Genomic DNA, 21,331 nt, shown 5'->3' on the forward strand with positions numbered 1-21,331 from the left:
TACCTTTCGATGCGCCCTTAGCTCAGTCGGATAGAGCAACGGCCTTCTAAGCCGTGGGTCGCAGGTTCGAATCCTGCAGGGCGCACCAATAATACGTCTAGTCAGTTTTCTCAATGTCTATAAAATCACATAAAATCAGTAAGATAATCGAGAACGTTGTCTCGTGGTGCCGCGCGTGGGCGATTGAAATCTCACCGTGCCGGGGTGTGTTCCGTGCAGCGATAAAAGCGATGTTTCCATGTGGTGTCGTGTCTGCCACCGTTGACTTGCCGTCTGTTGGGCAGCGATAGGAAAGGTCTACGCTGCGTCGATGATAGCGTCGTTTACTGTGTGTGGCGCCACCGATCCGGAAAATTTCACCAAAGGGGGCTCACTGACCGTGAATTCGTGGTATCACCTTCACGCGACATTATTGTGCTGGAGACTGGATAATGGAATTGCTCTGGAAGCTGCAATATTATTGATAGGGTATCTGGCTGTGATGATAATGAATCGTCAGACGTGCCACGCTCTGCTGATTGATAAATCCTCTTATAGTAGAATAATACCCCATCGCGTTCAGCGATGGGGTTATTACCGGTTAGGCTATCTTTTCAAAATTTCCGATAGCATACTTGGCAGAGCCCTCTCTTTTCTTCAGCGCACCGGGGTGGCTGGCATCAATATAGCAGGTGCCCTTTGCACCAAAGCCTTTGCTATCAGGAAGGTCTGCCCAGGTTAATACAACGGCTTGATCTTGTGGGTCAATAACACCAAAGCCTACGTTATGGCAGCCGTTGCCCGAGCCGGAAACAAACACTGAATTTCCATCTTGCGTAATATGATAGGTCATTCCATCGCCATGACATAACCATTTTCCAGTTAAATTCTGCATATGAGCTTCCTTTGGGGATAGAGAAGTTTTCCTACTCAATTAACGTTGTGGTGCACGCAGCTATATAAGGAATAGCATAGGCAAGGGTAAAGCGTAGTGATTTTATCCTCACAAAAGTTGTCATGGGTCAAGTTTGTTTACTTGTGATTTTTTATTTATGGTTCACCAGGTGGTTTTGCTGTGACATATACAGCATAGCTGTATGCCATTATTTATAGGCCTCAGCGTGGTTATTTTCCCTTGGCACTGAACAACCATGTTTTATTATAAATATATGGATGGAGGGTCCTGTTTTCTGCGGTGTAAGAAAAGATAACAATATTGACGCGGTGGCGACAGGATAGTCTGGCGCAGGCTGTGCTATTGTCACTCACTGTGATGAGTCGACAGCGGATGGTGACGGTGAATAAGCAGGGTGACATATTCCATTGGCGGCGTTGGGGCCGTTTTACGTTGGCGATGCTGTTGACGGGGGGGATCGCCGGAGTGGCGGGGTGGCTGGTTGCCCTGCTGCTGCACAGCGTGCAGCACCTTGTCTATGGCTATAGCCTGGATGCGGTCATCAGCAGTGAGTCTTTTCTGCAGGGGGTCAGCGATGCGGCGCCGTGGCGCCGCTTTACGGTGCTGATGGCGGCGGGCGGCGTGGCCGGCATAGGGTGGTACGGGCTGTACCGTTATGGGCGCTGTCTGGTCAGCGTGCGCGATGCGCTACGCGCATCTTCACCGCGGATGCCGCCGCGGGAAAGCATGCTGCATGCCGCGCTGCAGGTGATTACGGTCGGTATGGGATCGCCGCTGGGGAGGGAGTCTGCGCCGCGGGAGCTGGGGGCCTTGGGCGCGGAGCGCCTGGCCTTTGTGCTGGGTGTGACGCAGCAGCAGACACGTACGCTGATCGCCTGTGGCGCCGGGGCCGGCCTGGCTGCGGTATACAATGTGCCGCTGGCCGGCGCTCTGTTTACGCTGGAGGTGCTATTGAAGAGCTGGCGAGCGAGGGCAGTGATCCCGGCGCTGGTCTGCTGCGTAATTGCGACGCTGGTTGCCCGGATTGGGCTGGGGGATGAGTATCAATATCATATGCCTGGTTATCGGGTGACGGAGGGCCTGCTCCTTTGGTCGCTGCTGTTTGGCCCACTGTTTGGCGGTGCGGGGGTGCTGTTTGCCCGTTTGGGGCGTCTGGCTGAAGCTCATTCTACGCGTGATGTCCGATTGATTAGGGAGAATCTGTTGGCCTTTCTGCTGCTGGCGCTGCTCAGCCTGTGGTTACCGCAATTGCCCGGTAATGGAAAAGGGGCTGCTTGGCTCAGCTTTAATAGCGATGTGGGCATTACGTTAGCCTGGTTGCTGCTGTGTGTGAAGGTGGTGGTACAGATGGCGGCGCTGCGGGCGGGGGCGCGCGGAGGGTTGATGACGCCGGCGTTGGCTAACGGGGCGCTGTTGGCCTGCATATTGGGGAGCCTGTGGCTGAAGCTATGGCCGGGCACCGCACTGGGGGCATTTGCCGTCGTCGGCGCCGGGGCGTTTTTATCTGCCTCGATGGGAATGCCACTGACCGCTCTGCTGCTGGTACTCGAGCTAACCCATATTAGCACAGACTTTCTGCTACCGTTGCTATTGGCTATCATTGGTGCGACGGTAGCGCGTCGCCTGCTGGGATCATAGACGGGAGAGTCTTGTTCTGGATGCCGTCTCAGCGTGAAAAAAGCGGCGGTAGCAGCTATCCCGTGCCGTGCGGATTTATATCGAGAAATGTTGCGTCTCGTCGATTTAAAATAAAATTATACAATATGTGCGGGGGAAGGTATTTATTTTGATTTATTGTCAATAAGTGCTCTGCTTTATAATCTCATGAATTAAAAAACAGATTATGGCTATCATCTTTTTCTATGATCTATTTGTGGTGTTGCTCTAGTGTCCGTAAATATGTACGGGGAATGGTTTTTTTTTACTGTTTTTTATTATCCAAGAAAAGTAAAAATGATATTTATAGAGGCGGTTGTATCGACTGCATCGTCTAGTGAGAATATTACTTAATAAGGAGTTTGCAATGAAAAATAAAAAAACATTTATGGGTGGCCCGGTACTGGTGCTGACTCTGGTTCTAGCTGGAAACGCCTATGCCCAGGAACTGACGATGACCACGGTAACCACGCCGGAAACCATGACTTGCCATGAGTTTACCCAGATGAACCCGAAAGCGATGACGCCGGTTATGGTCTGGGTGACCAATAAGGACCGCGACTATAAAAACGGCGATTATGTTGATTGGCGGACGGTGCAGACGGTAATGGTACCGAAGGTGATTAAAGTCTGTAAAAAAGAGCCGGGTAAGAAAATTGTCGAATTCCGTAATCAGATCCAGGAGCTGGTTTCAGAATAAGGCCTGACGCGTGTGCTCTCTGCGCGGCCCGGCGTGTGTCATCGCCAGTCTTTTGCTGGAGCAGGCTCTCTGTCGCGCTTAAGCCCGCCGAATGTGGCGGGCTGGGCAGGTGTGGTTTACTTCAGAAAATCACTGTCTTTGAGCACGATAAGCGGTTCGATATCACTCTCTTTCTTGATCACCAAAGAACTGTCTGCGCGCAGGCAGGCACCGCCGTAGCTACCGCCTACGGTAAAGGTACAGACCTGGATATGTTTGTCCGCTACCTGTGGCAGGCACCATAGCTGTTGGTAAATATTTTTCTGATCGTGGAATTTCCCGCTGGTGGTATCGAGCACCTCCTCATGGCGGCTGACCAGATCGATATTACTGCCACAGCGTCCGGCTATCGGCTTAACGGCATAGCCGCTGCGGATCAGCTCCGGCGTCGGCTCAAAATCGGTATCCAACAGATAGCGGTGGTGGGGGAACAGCGACCACAGGATCGGGAGGATCGCCTTGTTACCGGGGATGACGGTCCACAGCGGTTCGAACACCATGATTTCAGGACGCAGCAGAACGTCGATCAGCCGCACCTGCTTTTCCGGCTGGCCGGTGCGGATTGGCACTGCGGCATATTCGGTGTCGCTGACCTCCCGCACCTGCTCCAGGGCCGTTTCCCACGCCCAGGTTTTCCAAACGCAGTTAACCAAGCGTCCATCCTCGTCGATAAGTTGACCGGTGGTGTCCCAGCGCAGCGATGCCAGCCCTTTGACTATCTTGCTATCGAAACCGGCCTGCGATAGCGTCCGCTGCATAAAGAGCGCGTGATAGCTCTCTTCAATATCGTTATCCTGCATGATGTGGACAAACGGGCGGGCATGACTGTGGCGCCAGGCACCGGCCAGTTCATTGAGCAGATCCTCGCCCGGGTTGTATCCCGGAACCCCGTCGCCCTGCTTTGCCCACCGTTGCAGGATCAGCGCAGCCTCCGTATGGCAGGACGCCGAGTCTGCATTATATTCGTAGACCTTCAGCCCTCGCTCATCCATACAGAAATCCATGCGTCCGGTGATCATGCAGTGGCGGCGCTGTTGCCAAGAGAGGCGCAGACGTGGCCAGAGGATCTTGGGAATATCGAACAGCGCCAGCAGACTGTCATCGCGCAGCACCTTATCTGTAGCATGCAGGTACATCAGGTGCAGCTCATTGGTGGCCTTGATCAGCTCCTGCTCGGCGCTTTCGCTGATGGTGACATATTGATACGGGTTTTGGTTGATGACGTGCCCATTAGCCTGTACATAGGCTTTTTCCAGTGGGTCATTTTCATTCAGCCAGCGGCCGTCAAAGGTATTTTTATCGCTGCGCCGGGCGCCATGCAGCGCCATCATCTGTGGTGCCAGGGAGGGCTGGGGTAGACTGCCGTGGGCGTCATCAGTATGGATCATCCAGCCGAGGATTTCGGTATCGTCAAATGAGTCCAGAATGGTATAGCGGCCATGCTGTCGCTGAAGCGTGAGCTCTCGCGTCCACTGCTGTCCCGGCGGTAGCGGGGCGTGGATAACGTTTTGCTCTGCGATGCGGACCCGATCTCCCATCAGCTGGGTGATGATGGCAACGTGTCCGGTATCCTTGAACTCACCGCCTTTTTGCCAGATAAGCAGAGCACCGGCGACCGGCGCCCGCGCCGAACCGTTGGCGAAGGCCTGCAGTGGCAGCAGGCTGTCGTTAACGACCTGGCGCAGAAAACGCAGGGAGAAAATTTCATAGGCCATGCCGACGTCGGTAAAGACGACGCCATAGTTCAGAAAAAGAAAACGGCGGGCAAACTCGACGCACTGCCACTTATGGCCCATATATTCGTCGTCGATGTAGCTGCGCAGGGAGGCTTCATCGGGATAAACCCGGGGATCCAGCGTGCTATAGTTAGAAGAATAAATTGCGACGCCGCCCGGCGCATAGCCAAGCAAAGTACCGAAAGGGGCGTCCTTGTGGGTAATATCTACGCTCATGATCCTGACCTCAGTATAACGCTGCTGGAGCTGACTGGCAGGGTTGAAAAGGGTGCCATCATGGCAAGTTGCTGGCGCCAGCCAGACAGAGGTGAACTCATCATAGCACTAACTTACGGAGCGGCAATGGCACGGGCAGAAAGGGGATGGTAGCCGCGATGCGGGCGCCGGAGTCAACAAAATATAAATCTGCTACTGCGTGAGAATAATCTTATTTTATAGCATATGGATGATAACTTTCAGGGGTGGCTACATGGTGCTCTGGCTATCAAATAAATCGTAATTTGAAGGTGTTAGTGCATATTGAGAGTATTCAATATCGCGTATTTAATAATGTATTGTTATTTTCATCTGATTGATGATGTTGGTTTTTTATCAAAGGCGGCATCTCACTGACGCTATGCTATTTGTCTATAGAACGTTTGAGTTTGTATTGCTATGCTACGATTGCCTGCATTAAATAAAATAGAGCGAACCTGTTTTAGTGAAAACATATAATGAAATTATAGCCGCTTTGGTGGCATTGCCCATCCTTTTCGCTGGGGTGGCCTCTGCCGCTGAGCCTGGGGTGCTGGACACGTTACGCAACAATATTGTTCAGACCTGGCAGCAGCCGCAGCATTACGATTTGTACCTGCCGGCGATTACGTGGCATGCCCGCTTTGCCTATAGCCGGGAGAAGATCGACACCTATAATGAACGTCCGTGGGGAGCCGGTTTTGGGCAGTCCCGCTGGGATGAGAAAGGCAACTGGCACGGCCTGTACCTGATGGCGTTTAAAGACTCGTTCAATAAGTGGGAGCCGATTGGCGGTTATGGCTGGGAGGCAACCTGGCGCCCGCAGGAGGGATCGGGCTTTCATTGGGGCGCTGGCTATACCGTGGGGGTGACCATGCGTGATAACTGGCGCTATATACCGATTCCGGTGATATTACCGATGGCCTCCGTCGGCTATGGTCCGCTGACGTTGCAAATGACTTATATTCCAGGTACCTATGATAATGGCAACGTCTATTTCGCCTGGCTGAGGCTGCAGTTTTAACGTTGCGCAGGGGCGTGACTCACAGTGCGGACGGCGCCGTTTAAGGCGTGTCCAGCGATAAAATACGGCGGAAAAATTGGTGAGCCGCCGGGTTGTTATCTATCTTTGCTACAGGATTCTCGGTTATTACGTCAACGGGTGTGGCCCGGGGGATGACCATGGTAGCGGAGAGCGTCTTGCTTGCCGATACAGTATGGATTGTGGATGACTCACCGGACTATCGCCGCCTGCTGGCGATGATCCAGGCGCGCTGGCAATACCGGGTGATCGCAGCGCAGGAGAGTGAGCAGGTGCTGACGTGCCTGGCGAGTCACCGGATGCATATTGTGACGATGCCGCTGATGGAGGGGGCCGCGCTGTGCCAGGCGATCCGCACCAGAGATTACGGCTATTATATCTATCTGATTCTGCTGACTCCCCGTCAGTCGACGGAAGATATGCTGGCCGGAGTGGCGACCTGTGCCGATGGTTTCTTGACCAAATGCCTCAATCAGGGGCAGCTGCGCAGTCGTCTGCATGCTGTCCAGCGTATCATCTCTCAGGAGACCACGCTGGCGGTGCTCAATGCCATGCTGTCACGTGCCCACCAACAGATCGCGTCCGATCTACAGGCTTTCGCTGCGATGCAGCGAAAGCTGCTGACCTCTTACGGCCAAACCATTGACGGCCTCCATGCCGACGGGCTGTTTGTGACCCCGGCCTATATGTCTGACGATCTGCTGAACTACGTGCTGCTGGATGCGTATCATCCAGCGTTCTATGGTGTGGATGTGGCCGGGCACGGCGTAAGCGCTGCCATGCTGGTGCAAGAGTTTTACAGCGCGTCGCTGATCCACAGCCAGCGGTTCTCCCCGTCGGTGCAGAGGTCCGTGCTGCCGTATCGCGTGGTGAGCGAACGTAATCGTCGCTTTTCCCTGGAGCCGCTGGAGGATGGCGTCGGGCGCTATTTCACCCTGGGGGTATGAGGTGTTGGATATCCACAACGGCCAGAGTGTCCTGTGTCAGGGCGGGCATCCTACCCTGCTGTGGATCCGGGCGGACGGCAGCCTGAACGGCATTGGTGCAGGCAAGATGCCGATCGGTATGTTTGGCCGGGCAGAGTATGAGGACCATTCGCTGACACAGGATCCCAGTGATTGGCTGTGCCTGTGCAGCGAGGGTGTCAGCGGGTATGACAGTCCACAGGGCGAACTGCCCGGCGAGGTACGTCTGCGTCGCGAACAGCAGGCACAGAGCTACGCGCTGGCGGCGCATCTGCTGCAGGCGCTGGCCGCCCTCTCGTGCTGGCACTACCCCGATGAGGAGGCCCTGCGCCAGCACTTTTCCGATGATATTTCACGGTTGATGATCACCTGCGGTGCCGATGGCCTGCAGGGACGGATAGAGGGGAACATATGAATCTTGCTGTAGAGAAAGTGGATGATCTGACGATGGTATCGCCGCTGATCCGCCGCCTGGATGCGTCGGTTGTCGGGGTATTTCGTCAGAATATCGTTACGTTGGCCGTGCAGGGACATTACCGGCTGCTGCTGGGCTTCAGCCAGGTGGACTTCATTGACCGTCGCTGCCTGGGTGCGTTGTTATCGCGGCTGAGGTTGTTAAACCATCGGTGCGATCTGCTGCTGTGTGGGCTGAGTGAACATATTTTGGGCATGTTCTGTATCATCCGGATGGATCGCGCTTTTCATATCGGTACGGATCGCCAGCAGATGCTGGTGCTGCATGGCGTCTGGGGCGGTAGTCCATGAAGCTGCGCACCTATTCATTTCCGCTGGCGGCGACCCTGGATAGCCTGACACCGCTGGTGGCAGCGCTGCAGGAGTTTTTTAGCGGTGCGCCATCAGACGTTTTGTCTCAGCTGGAGCTGGCTGCCAATGAGTCCTTCAGTAATATCGTGCATCACGGTCAGGCGGGGGCGTATCCGGTTATGATAACCCTGACGCGCCATCCCCGGCATCTGGAGGTGGTGTTGCGCGATCGTGGGCAGCCGCTCCCCGATGGGGCGCTGTGGCCGACGGTGCAGGGGTACCGGATGAACGATCCGTGCTGCTGGCCGGATCACGGCCTAAGCATACTATTGATCCGTCAAATGACCGATGAGTACCACTACCGCTACAGTGCGGGGGGAAATGAGCAGCGGCTGATCAAGTATCACGGTGGGTAACAATACAGCCAGGATACATGAGTACATAAAGCAGCAGTTGAGACCGGATAAGTTGGGCGAGTAGTCATCGGATACCGTATCCTGACAGTCCGTGTACAGGCAGGTGGTGATCCATAAGATGCAAATGTCAGATCGCGAGGTGCCTGTTAGGGCGTAGCTGGAAAGTGCGCCTTATCGGAGCCGATGCCCCCCGGCTGACTACGCCGGGGGATATTTATGGTGGCGCCAATGGGCTTATAGTGCCACCACGCGGTTGATTTCGACGACCTGATCGCTGGGCAGATAATAGTAGTCAGTGACATGAGCGCTATTTCGCATCATGACGCGGAATATCTTACGCTGCCAGGTAGGGAACGCCTTGTTGCGATCCTTCATCATCAGGGATTCATGGCCGATATAGTAGGTCATCTCTCTGGGATCGCTCTGGCAGTGCTCAAAGTCAGCCCCGCTCAGCAGATGGGGAATGTTGGGGTGCTCCATAAAGCCATAGTGTGCGCTGCAGCGCCACAGATTAGGCGCTATCTGGGTCAGGGTCACTCGCTCCGTGGGGGCGACGTAGGGGATATTGTCAACCAGGATGGTCAGCAGCAGCACGTTGCGGTGCAGTGAGCCGTTGCGCTGCACGTGCAGGCGCATCACCGAGGGCACGCCGGCGGAGGAGCGGGTCAGGAACACGGCGGTGCCCGGCACCCGCGGGATATTCTGCGCCTCAATGGTATGCAGGTAGCTGGTCAGCGGGATCATGCTCTCCTGGGTTTTGCTCAGCACTATCCGGCTGCCCTTATGCCAGATCAGCATCAGGGTGAAGATGGCCAGAGCCAGCAGCAGCGGGATATATCCCCCCTCCAGCAGCTTGGTCAGGTTGGCGCACAGGAACAGCAGATCCACGCACATAAAGAATCCGGCGGCACACAGGCTGGCGGGCAGGGACCAGCGCCAGATCTCCCGCATGGCGATGAACAGCAGCGACGAGGTCAGGGTCATGGTCAGCGAGACGGCGATGCCGTAGGCTGCGGCCAGGTTTTCCGAGGTTTTGAAGAAAATAGCCAGCAGCAACGTAACGAGCATCAGCATCAGGTTAATGCTGCCGATGTAGATCTGGCCGTAGCTCTCCTCGGTGGTCTGCTTGATCTGCAGGCGTGGTAGCCAGCCGAGCTGGATAGCCTGGCGCGTCATGGAGAAGGCGCCGCTGATAATCGCCTGGCTGGCGATGATGGTGGCCAGGGTCGCCAGGATCACCAGCGGGAGAACCAACGGCGTCGGGCAGAGTAGGTAGAAGATGTTCTGACTGAGATCGGCGCCGGACAGCACCAGTGCTGCCTGCCCGGCGTAGTTCAACAACAGGCTGGGAAAGACGATACCGAACCAGGCGCCCCAGATGGGCTTACGGCCAAAGTGGCCCATATCGGCGTACAGCGCCTCGGCGCCAGTCACGCACAGAAAGACGCCACCGAGCACGACAAAGCTCAGCGTGCCGTGCGTCAGCATAAAGTGGATGGCGTAGTAGGGATTTATCGCCAGCAGTACACTGGGATGAAGGCGGATACCCCAGATGCCCAGTGCGGCAATAGAGAGAAACCACAGCGTCATGATCGGGGCAAACAGCTTGCTGATCCGCGCTGTTCCCAGATGCTGCAGCGCAAACAGCAGCACCAGAATAACGACTGTTGCCGGTAGAATATAGGGATCCAGCTGCGGCATGACCAAATTTAGTCCCTCTAGCGCGGAAAGAACTGAGATGGCCGGGGTGATCGCCCCATCGCCATAGATCAGCGCCGCGCCGAACAGGGCTGCCACGACGATGGCCGGGCGCGAATGCTTGTGGCGCACCAGCAGGGACATCAATGCCAGAATACCGCCCTCGCCGTGGTTGCCAATACGCATGACACACAGGGCATATTTAAGAGAGGTAATAATGACCAGCGTCCAAAATACCAGCGAAAGCAGTCCCAACACATCGGTGGGGGCATGGGGATTTCCGGCCAGAGAGAGTACTGTTTTCAGGGTATAGAGCGGACTGGTACCAATATCGCCAAAAACGATGCCCAATGCGCCAAATACCAGGATAGGTAGACGCTTGCCGGCGGATGCGTCGTTATCCGTACGCTCGGACATGATATTTTCTCCTGATAATTACTTGATTTTCATAGTATAGCATAGACACTTTTTATGATGAATTACCCAGCAGATGATATTGTTGTTCCCCGTGTAACGACACGGTGTTGCCGTTGATGCTAAATGGCAGTAGCGTAATTATGGTTGGCCACATGACAAGTTATTTTATGTATGTATTTATTGCTGATGTATTATTTTTAATATCTATTCAAAATAGTAAAAACACGGTCATGGAAATAGTTGACTAAAAACGTTGACGTTGCGGTGGTATTTAATTTTAATATATTAATTATGTTAAGCGTGGTATTCATCCTAATAATATATAAATATTAATTATATAGAGAAAATATGAAAAAGATCCCGCTGAAAGAGAATGTCTTCGTTGCTGCCTATGCCCGGATGAACTGGGTATTTGATACTTTTCCCCGGGTGTGCGTTTCATTTTCAGGCGGCAAGGATTCTACCGTTTTATTGCATATCGCTGCCGAGGTCGCGCGTAGGAAAAAGCGCCGTATCTTCGTTCTGTTCGTCGATTGGGAGGTGCAGTTCAACCATACCATCCAGCATATCGAGAGTATGCGCCAGCGCTATCAGGATGTTATTGAGCGTTTCTTTTGGGTGGCGCTGCCGCTGACCACGGCCAGCGGGGTATCACAATATGAAACGGAGTGGACCTGCTGGCAGCCGGGGGTGACGTGGGTACGTCAACCGCCGCCGGACGCCATCACTGCTCCGGCCTTCTTTCCGTTTTATACGCCGGGTATTAGCTTCGAAGCGTTTGTGGTGGCCTTTTCCCTCTGGTTATCGGGGCGTAAGAGTATGGCGACGCTGGTGGGGATCCGCGCCGATGAATCCCTGAACCGTTTTATGGCGGTGGCCTCGCAAAGCAAGCTGCGCTACGACGTTGACAAACCCTGGACTACCGCCTCTCAGGATGGCTTCTACTATACCGCCTATCCGCTGTATGACTGGAAGGTCAGCGATATCTGGCATTTTAACGCGCAGCAGCGTCTGCCTTACAACCCGCTGTATGATCTGATGTATCGCGCCGGGGTGCCGCTGCGTCAGATGCGTATCTGTGAGCCTTTTGGCCCTGAGCAGCGTAAGGGGCTGTGGCTGTATCACGTGCTGGAGCCGACGACCTGGTGGCGAGCCTGCTCCCGGGTAGCCGGTGCCAACGGTGGCGCCATCTACGCCAATCAGAGCGGGGCGTTTTATGCCCTTAACCGGCAGATCGACAAGCCGCCCCAGCACACCTGGAAGAGCTATGTCCACTATCTGTTAGCCAGCATGCCGCAGAAAACGGCGGAGCATTACCGCAATAAGATCGCCATTTACCTGCGCTGGTATCAGCAACACGGTTACCCACAGGATATCCCCGACAGCCAGGAGAGCGATTTGGGCGCCCGGGATATTCCCTCGTGGCGCCGGATTTGCAAGACCCTGATCAAAAATGACTTCTGGTGCCGATCGCTGTCCTTCAGCCCCAATCGGCCACAGGCCTACGAGCGCTACGTTAAGCGGATACAGCAAAAGCGCCATCAATGGGAGATTATTTGAGATGACTCTGGAAGCCCTGGAGCAGGCACTGATCGACCTGCTTGAATCCCAGTCGGAGACAGCGCAGCGCGTCGCGCTGCTTAACCGGCTGCGTACGTTGCTGCACCGCTACAGCCCCTTTGCTGACGAGCCGGTGGACTGCGTGCTGTGGATCGCCAGCGAACGGATTGAGGCCAATGACTATAACCCCAACGTGATGGCGCCGGTTGAAAAACGGCTACTGCAGCGTTCGCTGGCCTCGGATGGCTATACCCAGCCGGTGGTGGCGGTGGCGCAGGGAGAGCGCTACGTGGTGATCGACGGGTTTCACCGCTACCTTCTGGGCCGTAAGAACGGGGCGTTACGCCAGCGTTTGCAGGGCTATCTGCCGGTAACGCTGCTTGTCAGTGCGAGTGAGGATACGGCGTCGCGCATTGCGGCCACGATCCGTCATAACCGAGCGCGTGGCAAGCACCAGATCGCGTCGATGTCTGATATCGTACGCGATCTGCACCGCCTGGGCTGGGATGAGGAGCGCATCGGCGCAGAGCTGGGAATGGACGCCGATGAGGTGCTACGGCTCAAGCAGATCAGCGGGCTGGCGGAGCTGTTTGCTGACGAGGACTACAGTCAGGGATGGACGGTGAATTAGCGGCAAATTAGCGGCAAGCCGTGCCGACGGCCCAGGCTATGAAGTCGCGCAACATATCATTGCTTCCCAAGTTGCCGTCGTGTGAGCGATTCATCTCCTCCTCCGGTTTAATCAGCTCCAGGCTGGCACCGATGGGGCCATCCCCGCAGAAGTCGAGGCTGCTGGAGCCGCTTTGGGTACGGCAGCAGCTGTGGATTTTGCTACAGCTGTTACCGCTGCTTTGACGGGTGCGGGTTAGGCTGTCATCGCTGAAAACGCTGCCCTCACTCTGGAAAAACACCTTAGAGTGCGTATGTCTATCTCCGGTCGTATGGTTGTGGCTGTCGGTGCTACTGTCCGCTGGGGGCGATAACGTTTGACCCTGACCCAAAATCCTGCGCCATTCAGAAACAGCATTCCGGCATGATAAACACTCCCCTGAACGGAGGTGGTGCCGATGAAAAAGTCACGATCCACCGAAGAGCAGATTGTCTTTGCCCTGAAGCAGGCTGAGCTGGGGACATCCGTGCCGGATGTCTGCCGCAAGCTGGGTATCTCCGCCGCCATTTTTTACACTTGGCGAAAGAAATACGGCGGAATCTCCCCCTTCTGAACGCAAATATATGCGGAAACTGGCAGAGGAAAATATACGGCTGAAGAGGCGGATTGTTGATCTCAGCCCCGACAAGGCGATGCTGCAGGAGGTATTGGCAAAAAAGAGCTGACGCTGGTACCTCTGCGCGAATAAATCAGAGATTGACAGCCCCGATAGGGGATGATGCGTCCAATGAGTAGAGCATATATTTTTCGATAAACGCGCCGATGACTTTTCGTGTATCTCCACTGAGTGCGGACAGCAGATTGTTTTGCCAGCCAACCGCGTAATGCAGGTGCGGTGCGTCAGGTTATTACGTTCAATACATTGGATGAATATCTTGCCGATCAGATGATTATCCTTCGGCACTTCCCGGCCATCGCTGCCCCAGTCGTTGCCGGTGAGCATGCCGATGTTGAATGGCATAAGCCGTACCGGCAGCTCCCGGCAGGTTTCATCGGTTTGGGGGCCAAACGTGTAGGCCAGTACACCGTCTGTTTTGGTGTTGTACGCGTACCAAAGCCCGCGTTGCCGGGCTTTACTGCCAACGAGGCACCTTGTTCATCCAGTTCACAGATAAGCGCCACATCAGCAAGGGCGACGGGGGAAGAGGTTATTCGCGTTAGCGGGCGTTTTTTAAAATCCGGATGACGGTGTTAATGTCAATTCTCAGTGTTCTGGCGGTATCGTGACCCCCGGCATCCTTGGAGACATTTCAGTGATCTGCTCTTTTATACCCAGTTTACGGGCTTCATAAGCGTAAGTGAGCTGAAACCCCGGTGGCAGTCACGGCAGCGCATGGCCTTCAGGATTCTGACCATGGCGTTAAACCTGAGCAGAGTGACAACGGGGACAATGAACCTTAACGCTGGCCATAAGGGAACCTAAACAGCCATCATTATAGATCAGATTCAACTCATTGGAGTCATCACCTAAATTCCTTTCTGTTTATCTAAAAAATACAGTCTACTCTCTAGAATAGCGCTTTAACTATTTGTTGATTTTTATTAAGGGAAACATATGGCTCGCATGTTTTTAACAATGTGGGTGGGCTTGTACGCTCTCTTGTGGAGTCTGGCTACAATCTTTCTGGACCCAGCGGTACCTTATGACGCAATTGAAGCATTGAACTGGGCACAAAATGCAGAATGGGGATCACCGAAAAACCCTTGGCTGGTTGGTATGGTATGGCGTCCGGCGCTGTGGTTTTCAGATATCCCACTGAGCACTTATTGGTATACCACACATTTTTTGGCGATTGCTATAGGAATGACGGGGTGCTGGTTTCTCGCAAAATATCTTAGCGGTAGTGAACGCCTGGCTTGGCTTGCATTATGCACTCTTAATTTATCAGGGATTATTAATTTCGATATTATTAGCTACAATGATAACTATTTGCTGGTTATGTTGTGGCCATGGATGCTCTTGTCATTTTTTCTGGCACTCACCCGTCATCCAGCGTGGTGGATAATATTTGCATGTACAGCAGGTCTGGGAGTAATGGCTAAGTATTCAACGCTGGCATTTGTCGCTGCGGTATTTATTGCTACATTGGCTTCGCCAAAAATTCGGAGGTGTTATCGCCAGCCTATATTTTATCTGGCGCTACTTATTGGCCTTGCAATTATTGCTCCAAACTTATTCTGGCTGTGGGAGCATAACTTCGTAGCGTTCAGTTGGGTAGATTCACAGATAGAGCGTCAGTTTAACCCTGGTATATTTATAAAACTAATCAGCATCTATTATCCGCTACTGTTCTTATGGTGGATATTGTACTCAAAAAAAATCCCACTGCAATGGCCAGTTGACACTAATAAAAGCATCCTGCTATTGGTGTTTTTAGTGCCTCAGGTATTGATTGGGTTATGGTTTCTGTTCCACCAGGGGGGGAGACTAACTGAATGGCTTCAGCCGTTTTTCATTCTGGCTCCCGCACTGGTTATAGCCTGTGTAGCTACTCCCTGTGCGCAGCCAGTGAGAAGGCCTGTCTTGGTGCTAATGGGGGCAGCAATTCTCGTGTTACTTGGGTATACCATCGTTATGGTAACTAATGTAGGTAATGCGGGGCGAAAAATGAGCGGTATTATCCCGTTCAGCCATCATGTGGAACGGCTATGGCAGGAGCGCTATGGTACCCCACTGCGTCTGGTTGGGGGAGAGCATCTGTCTGAGTGGCTTATTTTTTATGGGAGGTCAAGGCCCGAAATCATCACGCCTTGGAGTAACAGCACTAAACCGAATATTTATAATGCGAATATCAGATTTACCGATATCAAACAATCAGGTGCATTACTGATAGGCCGATCTGATAACAAATGTACTCGCGCTTCGTTTACTCAGGTACTAAATCAATGGCCACACTTGCAACTTGACGCTATCAGTCGGGTAACCTTTCAAGAAGATGACAAACATAGCAGTTATCCTGTCTGTATCGGATTTGTAAAACCGAGTGCATTAAATAAAGGTATTTTTGGTAAAAGCCGCTAAATAGCGGCTTTGTTAATGAATGGACTGCCCCCAAAAACATAAACAAATTCTGTCCTCACGAAGAGGCCCGTTCAAAGGCCTCCGGACTAACGCCTCCTGGGTGACTGTGGCGGCGGGCCCGGTTGTAAAAGGCTTCAATGTAATCGAAGATATCCGTCCGAGCCAGTTCCCGGGTTTTATAGACGCATTTTCTGATGCGCTCTTTTTTCAGCGAACTGAAGAACGATTCGGCCACGGAATTATACCCACCAATGATATCATCGTTAATGTTATCGATAGCTAATTTATTATTGTTTGAAAAATAACCCGATTCTTTTAGTGCTTTTTTCGCATCCCATCGACTATTCATATCAAGCCTGAGTTTACCATCAATAATGTACCCACCTTCTACGAAAAGAACAAAAAGATTTTTTGTGTTGCTTCTTCACATACTGCAATAGCTGCTTTAGATGTCAGTACCATTGAACTACATTCGCCTAATTAAAAAATCAGTACTACTACTGTAAATAGCTACACTCATGGTTATACTCCTTACTTAATACGAGAGTCATCAATAAAATCTGTGGTTACCGTCTGAACGCTGTAGGAACTCTGGTCTTCAGGGCGTGGCGGTTCTCAAGCCAAACACAATAGCCGGTTCCAAAATAAAAATCATAAAATAAATTGCCATGGCATAATACATCTCTGACATATGTTTATAGGGAAACGTAATGCCACCGCTAACACTCTGTTATACTACGAAAATTTTTAAAAGTTTATTGGCTATTTCTATCGCCTTGTTTGGCCTGTTAGTCGGCAGTGGAAACATCCTCGATTATGGTACGAACTGGCAATTCGTTCAACACGTCTTATCCATGGATAGCATGGAGCCTTGGATCAATGGTCAAGCGCTTCAGGGCCGGGCGGTTACCAGTGTCACTGTACAGCAAACGGCATACACTCTGATTATTTTGGGTGAACTTGTTTTTGGTTTTGTCTGCTTTTGGGGGGGTATCCTGATGCTTCATGGCTCATTTGTATCACGCCCAGAGCGATATATCAAAGGCAAGGCACTGTTTACTCTTGGATGTATACCTGCATTGCTTGTGTGGTATACGGGTTTCGCTGTAATTGGTGGTGAATATTTCGCTATGTGGGCCAATCAGTGGAATGGACAAATGAAGTCGTATACGTTCATTAGTTTTATTATATTAAGCTTGATGTACATCTCTCAGGCTGAATCAGAACAAAACTGAAACACCTCAGTTCCTCTATGGAGATAAAGACCATTGGTAATGCCTCTAATGGGTTGAATCAGATGTATAATGTTGTATTTTTAGGTTCTTTCATGGCCAGCGTTAAGGTTCATTGTCCCCGTAGTCAGTCTGCTCAGGTTTATCGCCATGATCAGAACCCTAAAGGCCATGACAGATTTCGCTGCCGTGACTGTCACCGCGCCTTTCAGCTTACTTACGCTTGCTTATGAAGCCCATAAACTGGATATTAAAGAGCAGATCATTGAAATGGCCTTCAAGGGTTCCGGGGTACGCGATACTGCCAATACACTGAAAATTGGCATTAACACCGTTATCCGGACGTTAAAAAACTCGCGTCAAAGCGAATAACGTCTTCACCTGTCGCCCATACTGATGTGGCGCTTATCTGCGAACTCGATGAGTAATGAGCTTTGTGGACAGTAAAGCCCGGCAGCACTGGCTCTGGTACGCGTACAATACCAAAACAGGCGGTGTACTGGCCTACATTTTTGGTCCCAGAACCGATGAAAGCTGCCGGGAGCTACTGGCAGTGCTCATGCCATTCAACATTGGCATGAGCACCAGCGACGACCGGGGCCGCGATGGCCGGGAGGTGCCGAAGGATAAGCATCTGACCGGCAAAATATTCACCCAACGCATTGAGTGTAATAACCTGATGCTCTGCACCATGATTAAGCGGCTTTCCCGTAAAATAATCAGTTTCTCACGCTCGGTTGAGATCCACGAAAAATTCATCGGAGATTTTATCGGAAAATACATATTCTACTCATTGGATACATCGCCAACTTAAGGGATCTACTATTTTGCGCAGCTATTTATGATCGGCGCTAAGTTTATTTATTAATATATCTGTGGTAATAGAGGTGTAATGTATAAATTATATAAATGTATCCATGTAAAGTTCATAAGTATCTATGATATCCTTGCTTTGGATTTTATTCTAATCCATCACGCACGGATCACATTAAAAATAAAAATAATGATCTAATAAAATTGAGATTTTAAGTGATTGATTTCAAATGAGGTAAAAAGATGAGCGGATGACTTTAAATAAAGATCTGTTTAAGAAATTTTAATCTACAAAATAAAATTGCAACAAATCTGTTTGCATGATATTAATATTAATTATTGTGGTGTATAAGGATATGTATGGTTAAAATTAATATTAATGAAAGTGTGCTATTTGCTGCAACGGAGAGAATTGACTGGGCTTTCGACAACTTTTCTCATGTTTGTATATCATTTTCAGGGGGGAAGGATTCCACCGTATTACTCCATTTGGCTGGCTACATTGCCAGAAAGAAAAAAAAGAAATTCAGCGTGTTGTTTATTGACTGGGAAGTGCAGTTTAATTACACAATAAAACATGTTGAGAGTATGCGTGAGTTATATAAGGATATTGTAAGCAATTTTTATTGGGTTGCTCTACCGCTCAAAACAGTGAGCGGCGTATCGCGCTTCCAGCCTGAGTGGCTATGCTGGGATCCCGCTGTTTCGTGGGTTAGAGTCCCCCCCATTTTTGCTATTACTGAGTATGGCTATTTCCCATTTTATAAATATGGCATGACATTTGAGGAGTTTGTTCCTGAGTTCTCCGGTTGGTTGGCAGGGCATAATTCTTTAATAACGTTAATCGGTGTTAGGACCGATGAGTCACTGAGTCGATATATGGGGCTGGTCTCCAGACGGAAGCTAAGGTATGCAGATGATAAACCCTGGACAACCGCATCGCTAGATGGATTCTATTATACTGGATATCCTCTATACGATTGGAAAGCAAAAGATATATGGATATATCATAAAAAAACGAAATTACCATACAATGAATTATATGATTTGATGTACCAGGCTGGCGTCCCAATGAAATCGATGCGGGTATGTGAACCATTTGGCCCTGAGCAGCGTAAAGGTTTATGGCTATATCATGTTTTGGAGCCTGATACCTGGCGTCTGGTATGCACCAGAGTTGCGGGTGCACATAGTGGTGCGATATATGGTAACCAAAGCGGGGATTTTTATGGGTTAAGAAAGATGAGTAAACCAAGTGATTTATCCTGGCGAGACTATGCTTTATTCTTACTTGATAACATGCCACCGTCAACGGCTGAAAACTATCGTTGTAAGATATCCATCTACTTGCAATGGTATCAGGGGCAGGGGTATCCAATAGATATTCCAGATCATCAAGATAAAGATCTGGGGGTTAAAGATATTCCCTCCTGGAGACGAATTTGCAAGGTAATAATAAAAAATGATTATTGGTGTAAAATGCTATCCTTTAGCCACAGGCCTAATCATTTATATGATAAATACACTAGCGCAACACAAGAGAAAAGGGTAAAGCGGAGGGTGCTGTGAACGATTTTGATAAAATAATTGTTAGTATAAAAAATTTTTTTTCACAGGAATTTCTGTTTGATGAAAAAGTAGCGGCGTTAAATTTAATGCGCGAGGCGCTTCATCAGGTGAGCCCGTTTTCGTCTGAACCTATTGATTTTGTGTTATGGGTAAAGGAGGGGGTGATCGATAAAAATGACTACAATCCAAATAGTATGGCATCCGTAGAAAGGAGAACGTTGGAAACGTCACTAAATATAGAGGGTTTCACACAACCAATAATAACACATAAACAAAATAATAACTACACTATAATTGATGGGTGCAGTCGTTATGATATTGCGGAGAAATTAAACCATTCAAACAATCGCTTCAATGGCTATGTCCCTATATCTATAGTGAATCAAGAGAATACTGACAGAGCGTCCCGCATCATATCGTCTATCAGACATAATAGAGCCCGAGGTCAACACCAAATAATGTTAATGTCTAATATAGTGAAGGAGCTTTATTTGCTGGGTTTAGATGATAAAAAAATTAGCGTTGAGCTGGGGATGGATAGGGATGAGGTATTAAGGCTGAAGCAGATAAATGGAATTGTAGCGCTGTTCGCGGAAGATGCGTTTAGCGAAGCGTGGACGATTAAATAGTTTGGCTGTCAATGAGGGGTAGGATTAGCTGAGTGTAATTAAAGCTGTGCCACTTCCCATTTTTATATGTGTGCACGCTTTTACCTGTACCGCTTTACTAATATGCTGCTGATAACCCTACGCCGCCCGCATGGGCACGCGGCCTATTATCTCCGGCGTGAAAGTTATAGAGCCATTTGCTGTAATACGGGGCTCTTTTGCTGCAGATTGGGTCCCCTTTGGGTTGCTGGTTTGACGTCTGCTGTGCCTGCCTGGGCACTGCCTGTTTTAACCAGAGAAAAGAAGTCGTTATCGTTGAACTATAGCTTATAGCTTATGGATTTATAAGTCTCCCCTGCCCGGCAGGGGAGTTACATGGCATAAAAGAGATGGCCATTTTATTCATGACCACCTCTTTACCATATTATTACGGGACGACTCTTCGCCAGAGAATTCCAACTGTTGCATTAAACATCGGATGATCCACCAGCTCTACGCTCATTTTGCTAACATATGTCTTTCCTAAGTCGACTCCTGAAGTGATTAAATTTGTTGCATATGCACCATCATATACTCCGTTTGCATCCGTAATCCCAGAGGGATTAACAATTTGAATTGTTTGACTTGCCGCTACGGTGCTGAGCGTTATGGCAACGCCAGATACAGGATTCCCATCAATATTAACAACCTTTATCTTGAAAGGAACTATTGTTACGCCATCCGCGGGATAGGGACCATTAGCAGGGATCCCCGCAGCAGGCCCTCGCTCGATTGATACCTTGAAGTAATTATTGGGAGAAATATCCACAAACGCAAGATCAACAGGGGATTGCGCTACTATTGTTCCATTCTGCATGGGTGCAATTGAAACAGAACCTGCAACATGGGAGCTAATGGTTGCGGTATACAAGCCATCACCGGTATTAGTCCAGCCTGACAATGCTACGCCCGAGGCGATTGTACCTGTCACTGAGCTGGTTAATGTCAAGTTATCGATGGCATTACCATACGTATCGCGAGCAATGTAAGTCAACGTTGCAGTCTGGATACCATCACTGAGGATGGTGTTGGTGGAGGAGGACAATAATGAACTTGTCGCTGATACCGGTCCGGGAGTGAGTAATATCGTAACCGGCGCCACGGCAAAAGTAACGCCGCCTACCTGTACCCCAATTGACGTAGTTCCTACTTTTGTTCCCGCCAGCTCGGCGCTGTATGTGCCGTCATGATTATCGGTAACACTGCCGAAGGTGGTATTGGCCAGCGTGCTGCTGAAGGTCACCGTCTGTCCGTC

18 protein-coding genes, 1 tRNA gene and 5 pseudogenes are annotated in these 21,331 nt (G+C 50.8%); 16 read left to right on the plus strand and 8 right to left on the minus strand.

The window, feature by feature from the left end; all coding sequences use genetic code 11:
* The first annotated feature begins 11 nt into the window (after positions 1 to 11).
* Positions 12 to 88: transfer RNA gene (locus tag EIEH_RS15585), tRNA-Arg, on the plus strand.
* A gap of 492 nt (positions 89 to 580) precedes the next feature.
* Here EIEH_RS15585 and EIEH_RS15590 read toward each other — a convergent pair.
* Complete coding sequence (locus EIEH_RS15590) at positions 581 to 874, minus strand: hypothetical protein (protein ID WP_035610181.1); 294 nt, start codon at positions 872 to 874, stop codon at positions 581 to 583.
* A 393-nt stretch (positions 875 to 1,267) separates the two neighbouring features.
* Here EIEH_RS15590 and EIEH_RS15595 point away from each other — a divergent pair, with 393 nt between their 5' ends.
* Both EIEH_RS15595 and EIEH_RS15600 read left to right on the plus strand, forming a co-directional pair.
* On the plus strand, positions 1,268 to 2,533 hold the full coding sequence (locus EIEH_RS15595; protein ID WP_015872247.1) for a chloride channel protein: 1,266 nt from the start codon (positions 1,268 to 1,270) through the stop codon (positions 2,531 to 2,533).
* 385 nt (positions 2,534 to 2,918) lie between these two features.
* The gene (locus tag EIEH_RS15600; RefSeq protein ID WP_015872246.1) at positions 2,919 to 3,251 is read left to right on the plus strand and encodes an HdeA/HdeB family chaperone; all 333 of its coding nucleotides are present in this window, start codon (positions 2,919 to 2,921) and stop codon (positions 3,249 to 3,251) included.
* A 116-nt stretch (positions 3,252 to 3,367) separates the two neighbouring features.
* Here EIEH_RS15600 and gss read toward each other — a convergent pair whose 3' ends face one another.
* On the minus strand, positions 3,368 to 5,242 hold the full coding sequence (gss, locus tag EIEH_RS15605; protein ID WP_015872245.1) for a bifunctional glutathionylspermidine amidase/synthase: 1,875 nt from the start codon (positions 5,240 to 5,242) through the stop codon (positions 3,368 to 3,370).
* Positions 5,243 to 5,726: 484 nt separating this feature from the next.
* On the opposite strand from gss, the gene pagP reads away from it, so the two are divergent.
* The 5 genes from pagP to EIEH_RS15625 all read left to right on the plus strand — a co-directional run bounded on the left by pagP (position 5,727) and on the right by EIEH_RS15625 (position 8,448).
* Positions 5,727 to 6,284 carry a lipid IV(A) palmitoyltransferase PagP gene (pagP, locus tag EIEH_RS15610; protein WP_050977470.1) on the plus strand — a complete coding sequence of 186 codons (558 nt, stop codon included), beginning with the start codon at positions 5,727 to 5,729 and terminating at the stop codon, positions 6,282 to 6,284.
* Positions 6,285 to 6,436: 152 nt separating this feature from the next.
* A complete protein-coding gene (locus tag EIEH_RS19865) occupies positions 6,437 to 7,249 on the plus strand; it encodes a response regulator (protein ID WP_015872241.1) in 813 nt (270 codons plus the stop codon).
* On the plus strand, positions 7,215 to 7,682 hold the full coding sequence (locus tag EIEH_RS19870) for a SpoIIE family protein phosphatase (RefSeq protein WP_226092348.1): 468 nt from the start codon (positions 7,215 to 7,217) through the stop codon (positions 7,680 to 7,682). The genes EIEH_RS19865 and EIEH_RS19870 overlap by 35 nt, the downstream gene beginning before the upstream one ends.
* Positions 7,679 to 8,032 (plus strand): STAS domain-containing protein, encoded by a 354-nt coding sequence (locus tag EIEH_RS15620; RefSeq protein ID WP_015872239.1) that lies wholly within the window; start codon positions 7,679 to 7,681, stop codon positions 8,030 to 8,032. The genes EIEH_RS19870 and EIEH_RS15620 overlap by 4 nt, the downstream gene beginning before the upstream one ends.
* Entirely contained in the window at positions 8,029 to 8,448 is a 420-nt protein-coding gene (locus tag EIEH_RS15625) for an ATP-binding protein (RefSeq protein ID WP_015872238.1), read from the plus strand. Before EIEH_RS15620 ends, EIEH_RS15625 begins: the two co-directional genes overlap by 4 nt.
* A gap of 234 nt (positions 8,449 to 8,682) precedes the next feature.
* Here EIEH_RS15625 and EIEH_RS15630 read toward each other — a convergent pair whose 3' ends face one another.
* Positions 8,683 to 10,563 (minus strand): potassium transporter Kup, encoded by a 1,881-nt coding sequence (locus EIEH_RS15630; protein ID WP_015872237.1) that lies wholly within the window; start codon positions 10,561 to 10,563, stop codon positions 8,683 to 8,685.
* Between the two features lie 348 nt (positions 10,564 to 10,911).
* Here EIEH_RS15630 and EIEH_RS15635 point away from each other — a divergent pair, with 348 nt between their 5' ends.
* Positions 10,912 to 12,123, plus strand: coding sequence for a phosphoadenosine phosphosulfate reductase (locus tag EIEH_RS15635; RefSeq protein WP_015872235.1), 1,212 nt, complete (start codon positions 10,912 to 10,914; stop codon positions 12,121 to 12,123).
* A gap of 1 nt (position 12,124) precedes the next feature.
* Complete coding sequence (locus tag EIEH_RS15640; protein ID WP_015872234.1) at positions 12,125 to 12,754, plus strand: IbrB-like domain-containing protein; 630 nt, start codon at positions 12,125 to 12,127, stop codon at positions 12,752 to 12,754.
* 7 nt (positions 12,755 to 12,761) lie between these two features.
* Here the strand turns inward: EIEH_RS15640 and EIEH_RS15645 are convergent, their stop codons facing one another.
* Positions 12,762 to 13,034, minus strand: coding sequence for a hypothetical protein (locus EIEH_RS15645; protein WP_015872233.1), 273 nt, complete (start codon positions 13,032 to 13,034; stop codon positions 12,762 to 12,764).
* A gap of 156 nt (positions 13,035 to 13,190) precedes the next feature.
* On the opposite strand from EIEH_RS15645, the pseudogene EIEH_RS19875 reads away from it, so the two are divergent.
* A pseudogene (locus EIEH_RS19875) lies at positions 13,191 to 13,455 on the plus strand (transposase); the annotation flags it as partial.
* Between the two features lie 27 nt (positions 13,456 to 13,482).
* Here EIEH_RS19875 and EIEH_RS18625 read toward each other — a convergent pair.
* Positions 13,483 to 14,204 (minus strand): annotated as a pseudogene (locus EIEH_RS18625) (IS1 family transposase).
* Between the two features lie 144 nt (positions 14,205 to 14,348).
* Between EIEH_RS18625 and EIEH_RS15655 the strand changes: the two are divergent.
* A complete protein-coding gene (locus EIEH_RS15655) occupies positions 14,349 to 15,815 on the plus strand; it encodes a glycosyltransferase family 39 protein (protein WP_015872231.1) in 1,467 nt (488 codons plus the stop codon).
* A gap of 55 nt (positions 15,816 to 15,870) precedes the next feature.
* On the opposite strand, the pseudogene EIEH_RS18125 reads toward EIEH_RS15655, so the two are convergent.
* Together EIEH_RS18125 and EIEH_RS20020 are read right to left on the minus strand one after the other, a co-directional pair.
* Positions 15,871 to 16,056, minus strand: a pseudogene (locus EIEH_RS18125) (IS3 family transposase); the annotation flags it as partial.
* A gap of 3 nt (positions 16,057 to 16,059) precedes the next feature.
* Positions 16,060 to 16,218 (minus strand): annotated as a pseudogene (locus EIEH_RS20020) (hypothetical protein); the annotation flags it as partial.
* 307 nt (positions 16,219 to 16,525) lie between these two features.
* Between EIEH_RS20020 and EIEH_RS15665 the strand changes: the two are divergent.
* The 4 genes and pseudogenes from EIEH_RS15665 (at position 16,526) to EIEH_RS15685 (ending at position 20,058) form a co-directional block, all read left to right on the plus strand.
* Complete coding sequence (locus EIEH_RS15665) at positions 16,526 to 17,050, plus strand: DUF2165 family protein (RefSeq protein WP_035610188.1); 525 nt, start codon at positions 16,526 to 16,528, stop codon at positions 17,048 to 17,050.
* A gap of 92 nt (positions 17,051 to 17,142) precedes the next feature.
* Positions 17,143 to 17,861: pseudogene (locus tag EIEH_RS18630) on the plus strand (IS1 family transposase).
* Positions 17,862 to 18,220: 359 nt separating this feature from the next.
* Positions 18,221 to 19,429, plus strand: a complete 1,209-nt coding sequence (locus tag EIEH_RS15680; RefSeq protein ID WP_015872226.1) for a phosphoadenosine phosphosulfate reductase — start codon at positions 18,221 to 18,223, stop codon at positions 19,427 to 19,429.
* Positions 19,426 to 20,058, plus strand: coding sequence for a ParB N-terminal domain-containing protein (locus EIEH_RS15685; RefSeq protein WP_015872225.1), 633 nt, complete (start codon positions 19,426 to 19,428; stop codon positions 20,056 to 20,058). Before EIEH_RS15680 ends, EIEH_RS15685 begins: the two co-directional genes overlap by 4 nt.
* 406 nt (positions 20,059 to 20,464) lie before the next feature.
* Here the strand turns inward: EIEH_RS15685 and EIEH_RS18130 are convergent.
* Positions 20,465 to 21,331: Ig-like domain-containing protein (locus EIEH_RS18130; RefSeq protein ID WP_152412047.1), on the minus strand; the 867-nt coding region annotated here is incomplete at its 5' end.

It is taken from the genome of Edwardsiella ictaluri ATCC 33202, assembly GCF_000264785.1.
Classification (GTDB): Bacteria; Pseudomonadota; Gammaproteobacteria; order Enterobacterales; family Enterobacteriaceae; genus Edwardsiella; species Edwardsiella ictaluri.